Annotated in this window: 9 protein-coding genes; 5 read left to right on the top strand and 4 right to left on the bottom strand. The window is 64.1% G+C overall.

Annotated elements, in window-relative coordinates; translation table 11 throughout:
* The first annotated feature begins 210 nt into the window (after positions 1 to 210).
* The 4 genes from RMP10_RS00855 to RMP10_RS00840 all read left to right on the top strand — a co-directional run bounded on the left by RMP10_RS00855 (position 211) and on the right by RMP10_RS00840 (position 8,770).
* On the top strand, positions 211 to 624 hold the full coding sequence (locus RMP10_RS00855) for a hypothetical protein (protein WP_309669484.1): 414 nt from the start codon (positions 211 to 213) through the stop codon (positions 622 to 624).
* Positions 625 to 721: 97 nt separating this feature from the next.
* The gene (locus RMP10_RS00850; protein WP_310568632.1) at positions 722 to 2,419 is read left to right on the top strand and encodes a hypothetical protein; all 1,698 of its coding nucleotides are present in this window, start codon (positions 722 to 724) and stop codon (positions 2,417 to 2,419) included.
* Positions 2,420 to 3,077: 658 nt separating this feature from the next.
* Positions 3,078 to 8,156 (top strand): RHS repeat-associated core domain-containing protein, encoded by a 5,079-nt coding sequence (locus RMP10_RS00845; protein WP_310568631.1) that lies wholly within the window; start codon positions 3,078 to 3,080, stop codon positions 8,154 to 8,156.
* Positions 8,157 to 8,617: 461 nt separating this feature from the next.
* Positions 8,618 to 8,770: a hypothetical protein gene (locus RMP10_RS00840; protein WP_309670156.1), complete on the top strand. Its 153-nt coding sequence runs from the start codon at positions 8,618 to 8,620 to the stop codon at positions 8,768 to 8,770.
* A 242-nt stretch (positions 8,771 to 9,012) separates the two neighbouring features.
* Here RMP10_RS00840 and RMP10_RS00835 read toward each other — a convergent pair whose 3' ends face one another.
* The 4 genes from RMP10_RS00835 to RMP10_RS00820 form a co-directional block, all read right to left on the bottom strand.
* The gene (locus RMP10_RS00835) at positions 9,013 to 9,174 is read right to left on the bottom strand and encodes a hypothetical protein (protein ID WP_309670155.1); all 162 of its coding nucleotides are present in this window, start codon (positions 9,172 to 9,174) and stop codon (positions 9,013 to 9,015) included.
* A gap of 10 nt (positions 9,175 to 9,184) precedes the next feature.
* Entirely contained in the window at positions 9,185 to 11,206 is a 2,022-nt protein-coding gene (tkt, locus tag RMP10_RS00830) for a transketolase (RefSeq protein ID WP_310568630.1), read from the bottom strand.
* A gap of 101 nt (positions 11,207 to 11,307) precedes the next feature.
* On the bottom strand, positions 11,308 to 11,850 hold the full coding sequence (locus RMP10_RS00825; RefSeq protein ID WP_310568629.1) for a DinB family protein: 543 nt from the start codon (positions 11,848 to 11,850) through the stop codon (positions 11,308 to 11,310).
* A complete protein-coding gene (locus RMP10_RS00820) occupies positions 11,847 to 13,043 on the bottom strand; it encodes a DHHA1 domain-containing protein (RefSeq protein WP_310568628.1) in 1,197 nt (398 codons plus the stop codon). The genes RMP10_RS00825 and RMP10_RS00820 overlap by 4 nt, the downstream gene beginning before the upstream one ends.
* A gap of 66 nt (positions 13,044 to 13,109) precedes the next feature.
* On the opposite strand from RMP10_RS00820, the gene RMP10_RS00815 reads away from it, so the two are divergent.
* Complete coding sequence (locus RMP10_RS00815; RefSeq protein ID WP_310568627.1) at positions 13,110 to 15,713, top strand: S41 family peptidase; 2,604 nt, start codon at positions 13,110 to 13,112, stop codon at positions 15,711 to 15,713.
* The last annotated feature ends 8 nt before the right edge of the window (positions 15,714 to 15,721 follow it).

Below are 15,721 nucleotides of genomic sequence, written 5' to 3'. Positions count from 1 at the left end.
AACGCCTCAATAGGGCCGATTACGTACTGTTGTAGATCGGCCGCTTCTAGCCACCAGCGATATCTCCTGATAAGCTATAAGACACGGGGTAGCAGCTCTGAGTTCTAACTTCACCGAGCGATCCAACAGGCGATCAGCTTGAGCGCATGCGAGTCGTACTGAACGCCTCTGTGCAACGCTCGTACCGTCGACCCAATAGGTGAGACTTCTATGTGTCATAATCGTTTTGCGGTCAAGCCACTTCCGAAGTTGATTGGCGCGCTCTCTGTTGCGATCCTTTACTTGAATGCTTGCGGCAGTTTTACAGGAGGTGGTGACTGCGTAGATGTCGGTCGGGCGGCGGTTGTCGTAACCGTCGTTGATTCGTTGACCAATCAAACGCCAGCCGTCGCCATATCGGTCACGATTTCGAGCGACAGCGGCTATTCAGAGGTGGCCCAACCTGTCGTTGGCTCCAATCCCCGACGATATGCGGGTGCTATTGAGCGCACCGGAAACTTCAGCATTGAAGTGTCAGCCGAGGGGTATCGCACGTTCCGGAAATCCAATGTACAAGTGGGGCGCGGCGGCGCGTGCAGGACGCTCCAATCGTCGGAAGTCACGGCCAAAATGCAAGTCCAGTAGGACAATCGGCGCACTTTCTATTCATGCTGTCTTGTTGATGCATTGAGCATAAAGTACGTCAGCCAGTCCAAACGTATAGAGACCTAGAGGGGTAGTAATGAAGAAATGTCAGAAAGCTGCATTAGCCTTGTCTGCCTTTGGTGCGGGCCTAATCGGTTGTACAGAGGAGCATGGACTCAGCGAACCGCCGTCGTATGCGGCCACCACGAATGGTGCTGTCGTGGCTGCTCGACCTGCAGCAATCCGACACGAAGAGCAACCGTTCGAGCACATAGCCGCGATGGTACCGAGCTTTGCAGGATATTACATCGACGAGGCTGGTAGCCTCGTAATCATGGTCGCAGACGAGCATGATGATAATCGAGCGATGGCAGCGGCGCGGCGCGTCGTGAACGAAGATGCCTTGTTGTCGCGGGCTAACTATAAGTTCAAAATCGGACGCGCTCGCCGGTCCTTCCGGCAGCTCGCCACGGCCCGTGATCTCGTGTTCGACTCGGTATTCTCGTTGATACCAGACGTCCGGACTCTGGATCTGGATGAGAAGGACAACCGGGTGCGTATCGGCATCGATGAAGTCAGTTACTCGAATGTCAAACAACTTCTCACTCAGCGGTTTCGCGTACTAGGTATCGACACTACGCTTATCCGTCTCGTTTCCGAACAGGTCGCGAGGCCGACGTCAACAGCATCACTGCGAAATCGCGATACGCCAGCCGCAACATCTCTGACAGCAATGTGGGGTGCCATGGTGGGCGGGATATTGATACAGACTACCGGCGCAGACCCAAAAGCAGGCGGCGCTTCTCCAGCGTCTTGCTCGGCCGGGTTCGCCGCAAATCATACGCCGGCTGGTAGTCCAACTTATCGCGCGATAGTGACGGCCACTCATTGCACGACGGTATGGGGTGCTCCGGATGGTACGAGCTTCAGCCAAGGCGGCGTCTTCGGCGGCTTCTCGGAAGTTGATCCCGATAAGTATCGATGCGGCTACAACTGGTGCCGTGCATCCGATGCTGCATTGTTCAAGTTGGATGCTTCGATGCCGTCGGAAGTGGGACTGATCGCGCGAACGACTTCAGCGTCTTCCGGAGCGGGAGCGGGTAGCACCGCCGTCGAACCATTCAGTCCGTACTTTGTAGTAACTGGAACCGCACTGCCACCGGTAGGCGCGACTTACCATAAGATGGGCTTTGCGGGCGGCTGGACAACGGGCGTAAAGTGGCAGTCATGCATCGATCATAAGCTCGGAAACGGCCTTGATCAGTACGTAACTCGCTGCGCCGATCGAGGAACTGCATTTAACACAGGTGGAGATAGCGGCGGAAGCGTCTTCGTACGACTTGACTCGAACAACGTCGCACTCATCGGCACCACGGTTGGTCAAGGCGGCAACAATCATGTTTGGAGCTTGATCGGTCGAATCGAATCGGATATGGGCGGCGTTCTTGGGGTCGTGCGTGATGCGACGCTCTCATCGCCCACAGTCACCGCGGCCGTGCTCGGAAGCGGATATGCAGAGATTAGTTGGCCTCCTGTTTCGGGAGCGACTGAATACAGGGTCACGGTCGACAATTATTCTCAGACCTGCGACGAGTGGGGGTGCTATGTGACCGGAATGCGCGAAGAGAGTACCGTGACGGGCGGCACGTTCACGGACTCGCGGTCATATCTGTACGTGATTCCCCCCGGCACACCTAGCACTGCTCATGTGTCGATGCAGGTCGTTGCTCGAAATCCGCTTCTCGGATCCCGGTCGATTGCGAGCGATGCCGTTCGATTTGCGAAGGACTTCTAGCGAGGGCTTGAGTCCTTATTGTGCAGCATGTTTCGAGGTCCATAGCTGAGCGCGTTGCGGAAAGAATGCTTTCCGTCAACCGTTGAAGGTGAGGGTTGATGAATGCAGACAGTTTCGGCGCGCTTCGGTCGTGAATTCCGCAAGGCTGTTCTATGGTTTGAGGCGTCCGCTTCCGGACGCCTCACTGTGTAGGCGGCCCTGTGGTCCGGTGCTCTTTTGACTCTATGTTCCATTGCTACGGGCCGTGTAGCGCACCTATTGACGAAAGTGTGAGGGATAATGGGCAGAGCTTGTCCACGATTCTATGCATTGTGCGCACTCGAGCATTGTCACAAGAATGGCTTTGGCATGAATGAGATTCCGACGGCAAAGGCGCACACTGCCCGTATCCACATGCTTCGTCAGTAGCAGCGCACTCCCGAGGCGGCAGTCCACTGAGTCACTGCGTCAATCCGCATACCGCCCCAGAGGTTCGCGGCGCGCCAACTAGAAAATGCGTCGCACATCCGCGCGAATTCGCGCGAATCCGCTGAGAATCGCGAATGCCCTGCGCCGTAGCATTTCGTTAACGTGTTGTCCTTCCGCACCTTACCAGCGTCATGCGCGCGGTACATCTCGTGCGTTCTCACGACATATCTCACTCACCGAGGTACGTCGCATGTTCAAAGCGGTTGGTTCGCGGTTTTCCCGCCAGCGCTCGCTCGATATGGCCATCGTTGGCATCGTGGCGCTCCTCACGCCGGACGTCGCAGTCGCCCAGTCGGCGCCCTACGTCAAGGTCTCACCGGGCAACGCGTTCTTCACCGGTCAGTCCACGGCCGATGTGACGATCGACTATTGCTATAGCGACACCCAAGTCGGCGACCCGAGGGTCCGCGTCAACAGCACCGACGTCACGTCCAGCGCGTCCATCGAATACGTCACCCTCTCCGGGTGCGATCAGGCGCAGCGCGCGACGCTGACCGTGAATTTGCCGGCCACCGTCGAAGGGCGCTTCGACGCGTACAGCAACAGCTACCTCTATAACGACGTGGCCTACTATGAGGTCGCGACTCCCACGCGGGATGTGCGCGTGCAACCGGGCGCCCAAATCAAAGCGGTCGCGCCCAGCAGTACGCCCACGGTGAGCTATACGATCCACAATGGTGGCGAAGCGACGGACTCGTATAGCCTCTCGGCCTCGTGCAGTAGCGGGGCGCTCACGGGAACCTGCACACTCAGTGCATCGTCGGTAAGCATCGCGGCCGGATCGAGCGCCACGGTGCAGTTGACGGGGACGGCGAGCTCCATGGTCGGCACGCAGTCCCTGGTCGTCGTGCGAGCGACCTCAACGAACGACGGCACGATCAAGGACTCCACGTGGACCGAAGTGACCGTCGCGTCGACACCGGCATCCGGGATTCAGCTCGCCACCGTCGGCGACGACCGGGATCGCTCGGCCTGTCTTTCGCTCGCCGCCGGGCCGAATGCCGCGTACGAGTGCGGTGATTTGCGGTTCGTGCATTTTCTGCCGAGCACGACCCGCTACAATCGATCGAGAACGCCCGCGCTGCTGTACAATTCGCAGACGGCATCGCCGGCGCCAGCAGTGAGCGTGGATGTGAGCGCCGCGTCAGGCTCCGCGACGCCGGATTACCTCGAGATCTGCGTGACCGCGTCGGGCATGACCGCCGTCTGCGCGAACTCGACGCCCCCCAGTCCCGGCACGACGCATCGGTACACCCGCGTGCTCTCCGGCTGGACGCAGCCGACCGGGCGTTATCCGATCACCGTCGAAGTGGCCTCGGTGACTGGCGGGACGCGCACGTCACAGACGGTGACGAGCGCCATCGCCGTCGTCAATCGCAGTCAAAGTCCGTACGGCGCCGGGTGGTGGCTGACCGGCATTGATCAGATCATTGGCGCACCGGCGTCGGTCGACACGCTGCTGTGGGTCGGGGCCGACGGCAGCACACGCACCTTTGGGAGCATCGGCACGCTCAGTGGCGTCAAGCGCTTCGTCGCGCGGTCGCTCGACCGACCCGACACCATCCACTACACCGGCACAGAGCTGTATCGTCGCCACTCGAATGATCGGTACACCACGTACTTCTCGCTGAGCACCGGCCTGTACGCATCGACCGTGTCGGCCTTCGGGCAAACGGTCGATGCGTGCAGCTCCATGACCTCGGCCGGCGCGTGCAGCACGTGGTCGATGGGCGCGACGTATACCTTGGCGTTTGGATCGGGCAAGCTCGATAGCGTCGTCGCCCCGGCCGGTGCCGTCTCCCGCGTCGTGAAGCTCACCTACAGCGGGAGCCAGGTGGCCACGATTGTCGATCCGGACACGTATTCCACCACGTTCAGTTACGAGTCGGGCACCAATCGCGTCTCCGCGCGTCGCGACAAGCGACTCAAGTACACGAAGTTCACGTGGGCGAACGGCCGGCTCACCTCGTGGATGCTGGACTCGGCCGGTATTCGCGCCACGACGGCGGTGCAGCCCGCCGAAGTGAAGGGCGTCCCCGGGGACGGGTTCGCGCTGCTTGACGACATGCACACGCTCATTACCGGCCCGCGTACCGACGTGGTCGACCAGTCGCGCGTCTGGGTGAACGGCTACGGGGCGCCGACGCGCATTCGTGATGCGCTCGGCTACGAAACCCAGCTGACCTACGATGCGACGTGGAAACTGCTGGTCACGCGGACGCAGAACCCGCTGCGCATGGTCAGTGAGGCGTACTACAACACACGGGCCCTCACCGATTCAATGCGCGTGATCGGCGGTCGCACCGGGACGGACACGACGCGCACACAGTATCGATGGGACGCGAAGTGGCGATCACCGGTGGCGGTTCGCAATCCGGTCGGTGTGTTGGACTCAACGATCTACTCGAGCAGCGATGGGACGACGCTGTCGACGATCCATGGGGTGGGCGGCACCGCCGCCACCTTCGCGTACTACAGCACCGGGGCCGCCACCGGCCAAGTCCGCGCGGTGCAGCGCCCCCTCGCTGGCGCGTGGGATAGCCTCAGCTACGACAGCAACGGCAACGTCAGCCGCGTGCGCAGTGCGAAAGGGTTTACGAGCCTGATCTTCCGCGATGCCGTGGGCCGCGACACGATGAGCATCGCGCCGATCGATTCGGCGACCGCGATGGATAGTGCGTCGGTGGTGGCGAACGGTGTACGCACGATCACGCGCTTCGACCGCATGGGCCGTGATTCCGTGCACGTGACCGCGGGCCGCCAACGCACCGACCTGCGTTCGCGGGTGCACCCGGCGGACAGCGTGTGGCAGCTCCACAGCTACGACGCCGAGGGCAACCGCACCGAGACGGTGCGTCGCTATCGGCAGGTGGGGGCCAGTGGATACACCAACCTCACCCACACGTGGGTGATCGATGCCCTCGGCCGCGTGCAGTCGGAGGCGGCACCCGGCGTCGGCAGTACGACCTACGGGTATGATCTGTCGAGTAACCTCGTGGTGAAGCAGTCGCCGCGCGCGCTCAAAGACTCGATGGTGTACGATGTCAAAGGCCGCCTGATTCGCCGCATTCTGCCACAGGTCACCTACGGCACGACGAACTGCACGTCGCTGTCCACCCAGCTGTCGAGTTGCACGTTCAGCTTCCCCACGCGGCTGTCGGGTGTGTGTATCGCCGCGGATACCATGCGCTATCGGTACAACGCGGGCGACATGATGGTCAATGCCGACAACCGCTGGGCGCGCGTGCGACGCGTGTACTCGCCAGGGGGGTTGTTGGTGTCGGACACGTTGCGCACGCGCACGTGGTATACGAGCGCGATTGACGGCTGCGAAGAGGCGTCACCGACGTCGAGTGGCACGTACTATCCGTCGCGCTTCGACCAGCACGTGTACGGCCTCGACTTCACCTACGACGCCGCTGGTCGGCGTCGCTCGATGTCGCACCCCGACGCCATCGACGCCTGCACCAGCGCGCGCTGCGTGCAGCAATACGGCTATCACACAGTGACCGGGACGCTCGATACGCTGCTGGATCGCGGGAGCTACACGCACACGTTCGCGTACGATGCGGCCGGGCGCATGGTGCAAAAGGTGTCACCGGGCAGTGTGACCGAGACGCTCGCCTACGACAGCGATGATCGCCTGATCCGCCGCGCGGTCGGCAGCATGATCGCCGATACGCTCACCCTTGATGCCGCCGGTCGTGCGTCTGTGGTGCGCGGGGCATACCCCGCGGTGAACCCCGCGGCGCTGTCGTACAACGGCCTGGGCGCGCTCGTGGCGAGCACGGATCTGTCCGGGGCGAGCAGTTACGAGGACTTCACGGTCGATGGCCTCGGCAACCGCCGCTTCGCGGCGCGCCCAAGCAGTCGCACCAGCGGCCACGCCGACGGCAATCGCATGCGCATCAACGCCTACGACGGCGCGGGGCGCATGACGAGCACCAGCGATTCGTCGACCGTGCCAAGCCTGAGCAGCCAGTATTACTTCGCGCGGGCGCAGGTGTTCGACGACGCCGGCAATCTGCTCTGGCGGGGCGAGCGCGAGCTCGATGCCGCGACGAGTGAGAACCGCTACGACCACCTGCTCAACTACTACGGCGCCGACGACAAGCTGGCCGTCGCCAACCGCCACATCGGGGTGAGCCCCGTGGGCGACGACTCGCGCCCCGGCACGCGCGGCGTGTGGGAGATGTATCGCTACGACGCCTTGGGGCGCCGCGTGCAGACGTACTCCGTGCGCGGGTCGGCGTGTCCCTCCAGCGCGACCGAGTGCGCGAGCTACTTCGAGCGCACCGTGTGGGACGGCGATCAGTTGCTGTACGAGATTCGCACGCCGGTCACGTCCCCCACGAACGATCTCGCGGGCGGCGGCACCTACGGATCCTTCGGCCGCGTGGCGTACCTGCACGGCGGCGGGATCGATGCCCCGCTGGCCGTGACGCGGTTCGACGAGGCGGGCCAGCCGGCGGTGCAGACGCTCGCGCCGCACGCGAGCTGGCAGGGCGACTACGTGGATGGCACGACCATGAGCGGGGGGGCGGTGGCGACGTGCACCGGCGCGTCAGGCTGCCCGCGGCTCGAGTGGCGCGGCGGCAAGGAAACCGCCGACGGCGTGGCGACCGCGCCCGGCGACTACCCGTGGTGGGGCCGCCTGGTCGTGGGCCAACTCGATGGCAGCGGCCTCAAGTACCAACGGAACCGGTTCTACGACCCACTCACCGGCCAGTTCACGCAAGCCGATCCGATCGGGTTGGCGGGGGGGAAGAATCTGTATGCGTTTGCCGGGGGCGATCCGGTCAACTACACGGATCCGTTTGGGCTGTGTCCGCCAGTGGATAAAAACACGACAGATTGTTCGCCGGAGATGAAGCGTCTTCTGGCCATGGACAAACCTCTTGAGAGCCCGTTGGTCGACCCGGTCGCGATCGCGTCGGGCTCTATCACGGGACTCGTTCTTGGGACGTTCGTTAAGGCTGCAATTCGCGTGGCTGAAACTTCGGCGTCTCCGGGAATAGCAGCAACAACTCACGGCGCGATGCGCTTGGCCGATCCGGCAAGGCTGGGAACGGCGGGCGTGCGGGATGCAATCTCAAACGCAACGCGCAGCTTTACGCAAAAAGACGGAGCTCAGGTCTTCGCGCAACAAGTCGGCAGTAGATTAAATGTTGTCGTCCAAGGTGAGCGCGGAGTGATCACCACCTTCAGGAATTTGTCCGACAAATCGCTAGCTCGGCTCGCAAAAAACTACGGATGGGAACCAAAGTGATGACAAGCGTCGATCGTCCCCAGTGCTGTTTTTGCGGAAACGCGATTGTCGTGGATTCTGTCGACCCGGTCGAGCTGACTATCCGTATCACAAAGGATGAGGAACAAGGCCTATACTGCCATCACCGCTGTCTGAAGAAGTCCTTAGACGCATCGGTGCCGCTCTTCCCATTTGAAGGGACCTAGGCGAAGCGCGTTTCCTGTTCAAGAAAGCGTGCCTGAACAGGAATGCGAAGGGGGCGTGAGTTTTTATAAGTTCGTCGAGAACACCGAAATTCGGCGCGTAGCTGAGCACAGTGTGTTGGACATCGAGAACGCACGAGTCTTCATTCGACCTGATAAACGATGTGCGACTACAAGACATTACATCGCCTGCGTCTCTCGGAGCGCCACCAGCCCACTGGACGCACAGTGCATCGACTAGGGACTGAGGAGCTGCCAGCTCCGGCTAGCCTGTCTATCGTGACCCTCGACGGGGCGGAGGGCTACTATCTACTCTATCTCGGTGAATCAGGTGCAGAGCTGACCGACACGTTCCACGAATCGATAGCGCAAGCTATGAAGCAAGCGGAGCATGAATTTGGCGTCCTGCCGAAGGACTGGAGCACACCCTAGCACACCCCTTGTTCGGGTCGCATGCCTTGCGGCCGATCCTATCGAAGCTGTGCGCGATCAATAGTCATTTTCAACGCCCTCGAACAAGCACTCTGGCACGCCGGTCCGTAACGGTTCTTGCCGAACTGATCACGCGGACACGCAGAGGGCGCAGAGCTCGCAGAGAATTGCTTTTCTCTGCGGCCTCTGCGCCCTCTCTATTTCTCTGCGCGATCAGTTCAACGATCTAGCAGCAACAGCAGTCACCCGCCGTAGTACTTCCCCATCTTCCGTCCGTAGTACCCACCCGCCGCCGTGAGCACGATGCTCACGACGAACGCGGTGAATATCCCGAACGGTTCGCCGGCGGCCCAGCCCGCGTATCCACCGATGGTGGCGCCGACGAACGACATCATGCGTGTCATACCAAACTGACTACGCGCCCAGCAGCTCCGTAACAGTGGCCGCGATGTTGTCGGCGGAAATGCCGTACTTCTCATACAGCGTGGGGGCCGGCGCGCTGGCGCCGAAAGTGGAGATACCGACGATCGCACCGGTGTCTCCCACCCACTGGTGCCACGACATCGGATGCGCCGCTTCCACAGCCACGCGCGGCACGCCGGCGGGCAGAATGCTCGCGCGATACGACGCGTCCTGTTTGGCGAACAGTTCGAGGCTGGGGCAGCTCACCACGCGCGCGTTCACACCACCAGCCGCCAGCTTCTCACGAGCGGCCAGCGCGATCTCGACTTCCGAGCCGCTCGCCATCAGCACCACGTTCGGCACGCCGTTCGTATCAGCCACCACGTACGCCCCGCGCGGTACACCGGCCCGCGCGCGCGCGGGCTCGTTGTAATACGACAGCTTCTGACGCGTGAGCACGATGGCCGACGGTCCGGTGCGATGCGCGATCGCCACGCGCCACGCTTCGCTCACTTCGTCGGCATCGGCCGGACGCAACACCAGCAAGTTGGGAATGCAACGCAGCGCGGTGAGATGCTCGATGGGCTGGTGCGTGGGGCCGTCTTCGCCGAGTCCGATAGAGTCGTGCGTGAACACATAGATCGCCTGCACGCCCATGAGGGCGGCCAGGCGAATGGCCGGACGCATGTAGTCGCTGAACACCAGGAACGTGCCGCCGTACGGGATGATGCCGCCGTGCAGGCCCATGCCGTTCATAATCGCGCCCATCGCATGTTCGCGAATGCCGAAATGGAAGTTGCGACCCGCCGCCGCTGTGGGCGCGTAATACGTCGCGCCCTTCACGTTCGTGAGATTCGATCCCGTGAGATCGGCGCTGCCACCCACCAGCTCCGGCGCGGCGGATGCGATCGCGTTGATGACCACACCACTCGCCGCGCGACTCGCCACGTTGCCGCTCTTGGCATCGAACACGGGGAACGCGCCGTCGAGCGCTGCCGTCACCTTCCCTTCGTTACGACGCAGCAACTCGGCGGCGAGGTCGGGATGCGCCGCCTGATACGCCGCCCACTTCGTCTTCCACTCGGCGTGCGTCGCGGCCCGCGTGGCCACGCGCTCCGTCCAATGCGCGCGCGCGGCATCGGGTACGAAGAACGGCTCGGTGCTGGGCCAGCCGTAGGCCGTTTTGGTGAGCGCAATCTCGGCGGCACCCAACGGCTCACCGTGCGCCTTCGCGGTGTCCTGCTTGTTGGGCGACCCGAAGCCGATGTGGGTCTTCGTGATGATCATCGTGGGACGCTGCGTGTCGGCCTTCGCTTCAGCGATTACGGCGTCGATGGCGGCGAGATCATTCACGTCGTTCACATGCAAGACCTGCCAGCCGTACGCGGCGAAGCGCTGCTCGGCGTTGTCGCTGCACGAGAGATCGGTGCTGCCGTCGATCGTGATCCCGTTGTCGTCGAAGAAGCCGATCAGCTTGCCGAGCTTGAAGTGACCGGCGTAGCTGGCCGCTTCGTGCGAGATGCCTTCCATGAGGCACCCGTCGCCCGCCACGAAATACGTGTAGTGATCGACGATGTCATGACCGGGGCGGTTGAACGTGGCCGCGAGGTGCGACTCGGCCACGGCGAAACCGACGGCGTTGGCGACACCCTGGCCGAGCGGGCCGGTGGTCGTTTCCACACCGGGCGTGTGGTGCACTTCGGGGTGGCCCGGCGTCTTACTCTGCCACTGACGGAAGCGCTTGATCTCGGCCAGCGGCAGGTCGTAGCCCGCCATGTGCAGCGTGCCGTACAAGAGCATGGACGCATGGCCCACCGACAACACGAAGCGGTCGCGGTCGGCCCAATGCGGGGCCGACGGGTCGTGACGCAGATGCCGCGTGTAGAGCGCGTAGGCCAGCGGCGCGAGCGCCATCGGGGTGCCGGGGTGGCCGGACTCGGCGGCCTGCACCGCGTCCATGGCGAGGGTGCGGATCGTATCGATCGCGAGACGCTCGGTCTCGGTGACGGCAGCTGCAGCGGGCAAAGCGGACACGGAAATCGCTCCGGAATTTCGGTCAGGTGAGGCGCTCCAGTGGAGTGGGCGCCACAGATCTGAAATCTAGCGGATTCCGGGAAGCGAACGCGGCCGACACATCAGCGTGCGAGATACCGTTCTCGGGTGAGATCGAGGTGGTGCGCGAAGTGTCCGGCGATCATCCACGCCAGCGCCCGCGGCGAGATCGGATGTCCGCTGGCCACACCAACTTGGCCCCATGCTTGCTCGTCCAATGACTTCACGAGCGACAGGGTGGCGGCGCGGACGGTCTGGATTTCGGTCAGAATGTCGTCAAGCGGACGGCCGGTGGTGCGGCTTTCCGGCACCCAGGCGTCCTGATCGAAGCCCGGAAGCGGGGTCATGTCGCCGCGGGCCACGCGCATGAGGCGGTAGGCGAATACCCGCTCGGTGTCGGACACGTGCACGAGTGATTCGCCCAACGTCCACTTGCCCGGCGCGTAGGCGAAATCCACCAGCGCGGGGTCGACGGCGTCGAGCAGCTCCACGAGGGCCATCGGCTGCGTGACCAGCAGCGACCAGAGATGATCGGTCCCCATGGCGCTCAGGGCCTTGGCGGTGGCGTCGATGTAGGTGCTGGCGAACGGTGCGTGCTCCGACGGCGACGGGCGGGTGATCTTCACGCGAGAAGCTCCTTTGACGGGGGGAGAAAGCCGAGTTGCTCGAGCACGATGTGCAGCTGCGACGGATCGGGGACTGCGCCCTGCGCGAGGCGAGGTGACCCGCCACCACGACCACCCACGGCCTGCAGGGCGGTGCGGAGTGTCTGTCCCGCGTCGATTCCGGTGTCTTGCGCGGTGGCCATCAACACCCCGCCCGCGGCGGCGTTCGTGACCACGACCGCGCAGAAGCCGAGTGCTACAAGTTGCTGGGCGAGCGGTTCGGATTCCTTCACTGGTCCCGATGCAGACACTACGATACGTCGCACGCCATCGCTGTCGGGGATACACGCCGTCCAGAGTGCGGCCGCTTCGTGTCGTGCGAGTTCGGCGGCCAGGCGTTTGCGCTCGCGTTCGAGGTCGGCGAGGCGTTGGAGCTGCTGTTCCACCAAGCCGGGCAGATCGTGCGGCGCGGCGGACAATGTGCGCGCCGCTTTGGTGAGCAGGTCGGCGTCGAGACGGGCGCGGGATACGGCGCGGTGCCCGCACACGAACTCGATACGCGTGTTGCCCTTGGTTTTCTCGGCCCGTCGCAGCAGCAGGGCGCCGATCTCTCCGGTGAAATCGACATGCGTGCCGCCACAAGCACTGCGGTCGATGCCTTCAATGGTCACGATGCGCAACTCGCCGTCGCGATCGCTCGGCTTGCGCAGCCCCGTGGCCTCGGCCCCGTCTTCGAAGGACACGGTGACGCGGCGATTCTGCACGATGAGCGCGTTGGCGCGACGTTCGATGGCGGCGAGCGTGGTGGCGTCGAAATCGTCGCAGGCCACATCGACGGTGTTGGTGTCGTCGCCGAAGTGCACGCTCACGGTGGGCCAGCCGAATTCGTCGGTGAGCATGGCCGAGAGCAGGTGCTGACCGGTGTGCTGCTGCATGTGATCGAAGCGCCGTGTCATGTCGATCTGCCCCACCAACATCGAGCCCAAGGGGACGCCGATCGGCTCGGCGAGCAGGTGCGCGATGCGCTCGTCGTCGTCGATGACGTTGACGACGGCGATGCCGCCCAATGTGCCCAGATCGTGCGGCTGCCCGCCCGAGGTGGGATAGAAGGCGGTGCGGTCAAGCACCACGCGTCGGCCCTCGTCGGTGATATCGAGCACGACGGCGGTGAAGCGGTCGAGACGTGCGTCGGTGTAGTACAGGCGATCGGTCATGCGGAGGCGGGTCCGAGTCGGAAACGTCGTGCAGCGGAGAAGGGCGCGGATGGTATCTTGCGGAATATGCTGATTCCGCCCACTCCCCGGATGTTCGGGCGCGTCGCCGTGCGCGCGTCGCTGGTGATGCTTGCCGCGTCGACCGCCGCCTGCAGCAGCAGCTTTTTCAAGGTGACGCCGGATGCGGGGGTGGGGGCGACGGGTGGGGACGCGCCGGCGGCTGCGCCGGCGCAGAAACCGGCCGCGAAGCCTGCAGCAAAACCTGCAGCGAAGCCTGCCGAGCCGAAAGCGGAGCCGAAGGCCCCTCGCCCAGCGCGCGGGGCCGCGCCGGCGCCCTCGGTGGTGGCACCGTTGCCCGCGCCACCAGCGGTGGTGGACACGATCCTACCGGAGCCGGACCCGGCGCCCTCCGACTCAGCGGGCGTGGCGCGACTGCACACGCTGATGCAGGTGTGGCATCTCGTCTCGTTGTACCATCCGGCCGTGATCGAACGCGGCGCGCCGTGGGACTCGGCGTTCATTCGCGCGGCCACCGTGGTGCGGTCGGCCAAGGATCCGCAGCAGCTGGCCACGGCGTATCGTCGCATGCTGTCGGTGCTGCAGGATCCGCTCACGCGGGTCGAGCTGTCCGAGCTGGTCGGCGTGCCGGGAGCGAGCGGGAGTTTCACAGTTGGCAGCGAGCGCACGCGCGATAGCGTTCTGATCGTGCGCGTGCCGTTGGGTGCGGCGCAGCGAACGCTGTTGACTGACAGTGCGGCCGCGATGGTGCGCGCGCTGCTGGCAAACGCGCCGACCCGTGTGGTGCTCGATGTGCGGGGCTCGGGGACGACGAACCGCACGGCAACGAGCGGTGTGGACTCACTGGCCCTCGACGTCGATCGCTTCGTCGCGAAGGCCGGACTCGCCGCGCAGTTGAACAGTGCTCTGACGCTGGAGAGCACGGAGCGCACGCGCCGCGTTGGTGGTGCACGATACGCCAATGGCGAGTGGATACCCGATGACGCGTGGACGGTGCGCACGGGACGCCCGGTGCTGGCGGGAACGACCACCGCGCGGCGCGCAATGGTCCTCGCCAACCGTGCCACGGTGTTGCCACGCGCGCTGCTGGCGCTAGTGGCGAGCGGCCGAGCCACGCTGATTGCGGAAGAGGGTGTGGATGACACGCCGCTCGTGTCGAGTGTAGTGTTGCCGATCGCCGGTGGCGTGGTGGTGCGCGTTCGCACGGGTGAACTCGTGCATGCCGACGGCAGCACGGGGTTGGTGGCCGATACGGTGCTGCCGCGCGCAGCGCAGGCGTCGGACAGTGCGCCGGTGTTGCGCGCCGCGTTGTCGCTGCTGCGCACGAACCGTGTAGTGCGGGCGTCGCGCATTCCAACACGGCGACTGCCGGCGGCGTTGCCCGGTTACTACGACAGCAATCCCTATCCGTTCATGGGTGCGAGGTTGTTGGCCGCGGCACGGTTGTGGGGTGCGATTCGCGTGCGACACGTGCATCGCGACTTGTACGATGAAGACATGGACGCGCTGCTCGAGCGCACGATCCCCAAGCTTGAGGCGGCGCGCGTGGCCAGCGAATACGCGGCCGCGTTGATGCCGATGGTATCGGCCCTCGACGACACGCCGTCGAATGTGCGGGGCGCGTCGGCCGATTCGGTGCGTGGCACCGCGTCGGTGCCGTTTCGCGTGCGTTGGATCGAGGATCGCGCGATCATCACTGACGTGATTCGTGATTCAATCACCAAGGTACTCGGCATCGAGACGGGCATGGAAGTCACGGCCGCCGATGGATATCCCATGCCGGCCTGGATCATCGATCACCGTGCGGCAGTGTCGGCGCCGAACACGTGGTCACGCATGCGTGCGCTGATGGCATTGCTGCCGCGCGGCCCGAGCGGTGGTGCGCTCTTCCGGCTGCGCGACATGGCCAACCGCGAGCGTCAGCTCAACATTCCGCGCAGTGCGGCCTATCTCGCGCCGCTGGTGCTGCCCGAGCGACCCACCATGAGCACCGTGCGCACGCTGCCGGGCGACATCGTGTACGTCGATGTGGAGCGGCTGACGGCGGACTCGCTGGCGGCGACCATGGCGCGCTCCCTAAGCGCCCGCGGGTGGATGCTGGATTTACGTGGCACGCTCGGTGCCGGACAGGCTACCGCGATCCTGCCAGCGGTGCGCAGCATGCCGGAGGTAGTCACGGCGCGTGAAGTGCGGCGCTATGACCACGAACCCTGCGCCACGACCACGTTGCGCGATGCACGCGCGTTGTGTGCCGTGACGCGCGAAACGCGTTCGCGGGTGAGTCGCGGTGATACGACCGGGCACTACGCGGGACGCATCGTGGTGCTCATCGACGAACGCACATCGGGCGACATGGAGCGACTGGCCATCGCGCTCGATGCCGTGGCGCGCGTGACGTTCATCGGGTCGTCGAGTGCAGGAGCACCGGGTGAGACGATGAACGTGGCGTTGCCGGGACTGCTGCAGGTCGCGCTGCCGATCGTGGAACTGCGTCGCGCGGACGACGCGCAGTTGCAGCGCGTGGGCATCACACCAAGTGTGGAAGTGCGCCTTACGGTGCGCGGCGTGCGCAGTGGGTTCGATGACGTGATCGAGCGCGCGCAGCAGTGGCTCGTGCAGCAGCTCGATCCGCCAGCGCGTCGTCGCCGATAGTTCGACCT

The sequence above is a fragment of the Gemmatimonas sp. genome (assembly GCF_031426495.1).
Classification (GTDB): Bacteria; Gemmatimonadota; Gemmatimonadetes; order Gemmatimonadales; family Gemmatimonadaceae; genus Gemmatimonas.
Note: the sequence above shows the minus strand (reverse complement) of the source record. Positions and strands in the feature narration are given on the sequence as shown.

Bases quoted from the DNA above. Each gene is read 5' to 3' on its own strand.
- RMP10_RS00855 (WP_309669484.1), top strand. From the start codon at position 211: ATGTGTCATAATCGTTTTGCGGTCAAGCCACTTCCGAAGTTGATTGGC.
- RMP10_RS00850 (WP_310568632.1), top strand. From the start codon at position 722: ATGAAGAAATGTCAGAAAGCTGCATTAGCCTTGTCTGCCTTTGGTGCG.
- RMP10_RS00845 (WP_310568631.1), top strand. From the start codon at position 3,078: ATGTTCAAAGCGGTTGGTTCGCGGTTTTCCCGCCAGCGCTCGCTCGAT.
- RMP10_RS00835 (WP_309670155.1), bottom strand. From the start codon at position 9,174: ATGACACGCATGATGTCGTTCGTCGGCGCCACCATCGGTGGATACGCG.
- RMP10_RS00820 (WP_310568628.1), bottom strand. From the start codon at position 13,043: ATGACCGATCGCCTGTACTACACCGACGCACGTCTCGACCGCTTCACC.
- RMP10_RS00815 (WP_310568627.1), top strand. From the start codon at position 13,110: ATGCTGATTCCGCCCACTCCCCGGATGTTCGGGCGCGTCGCCGTGCGC.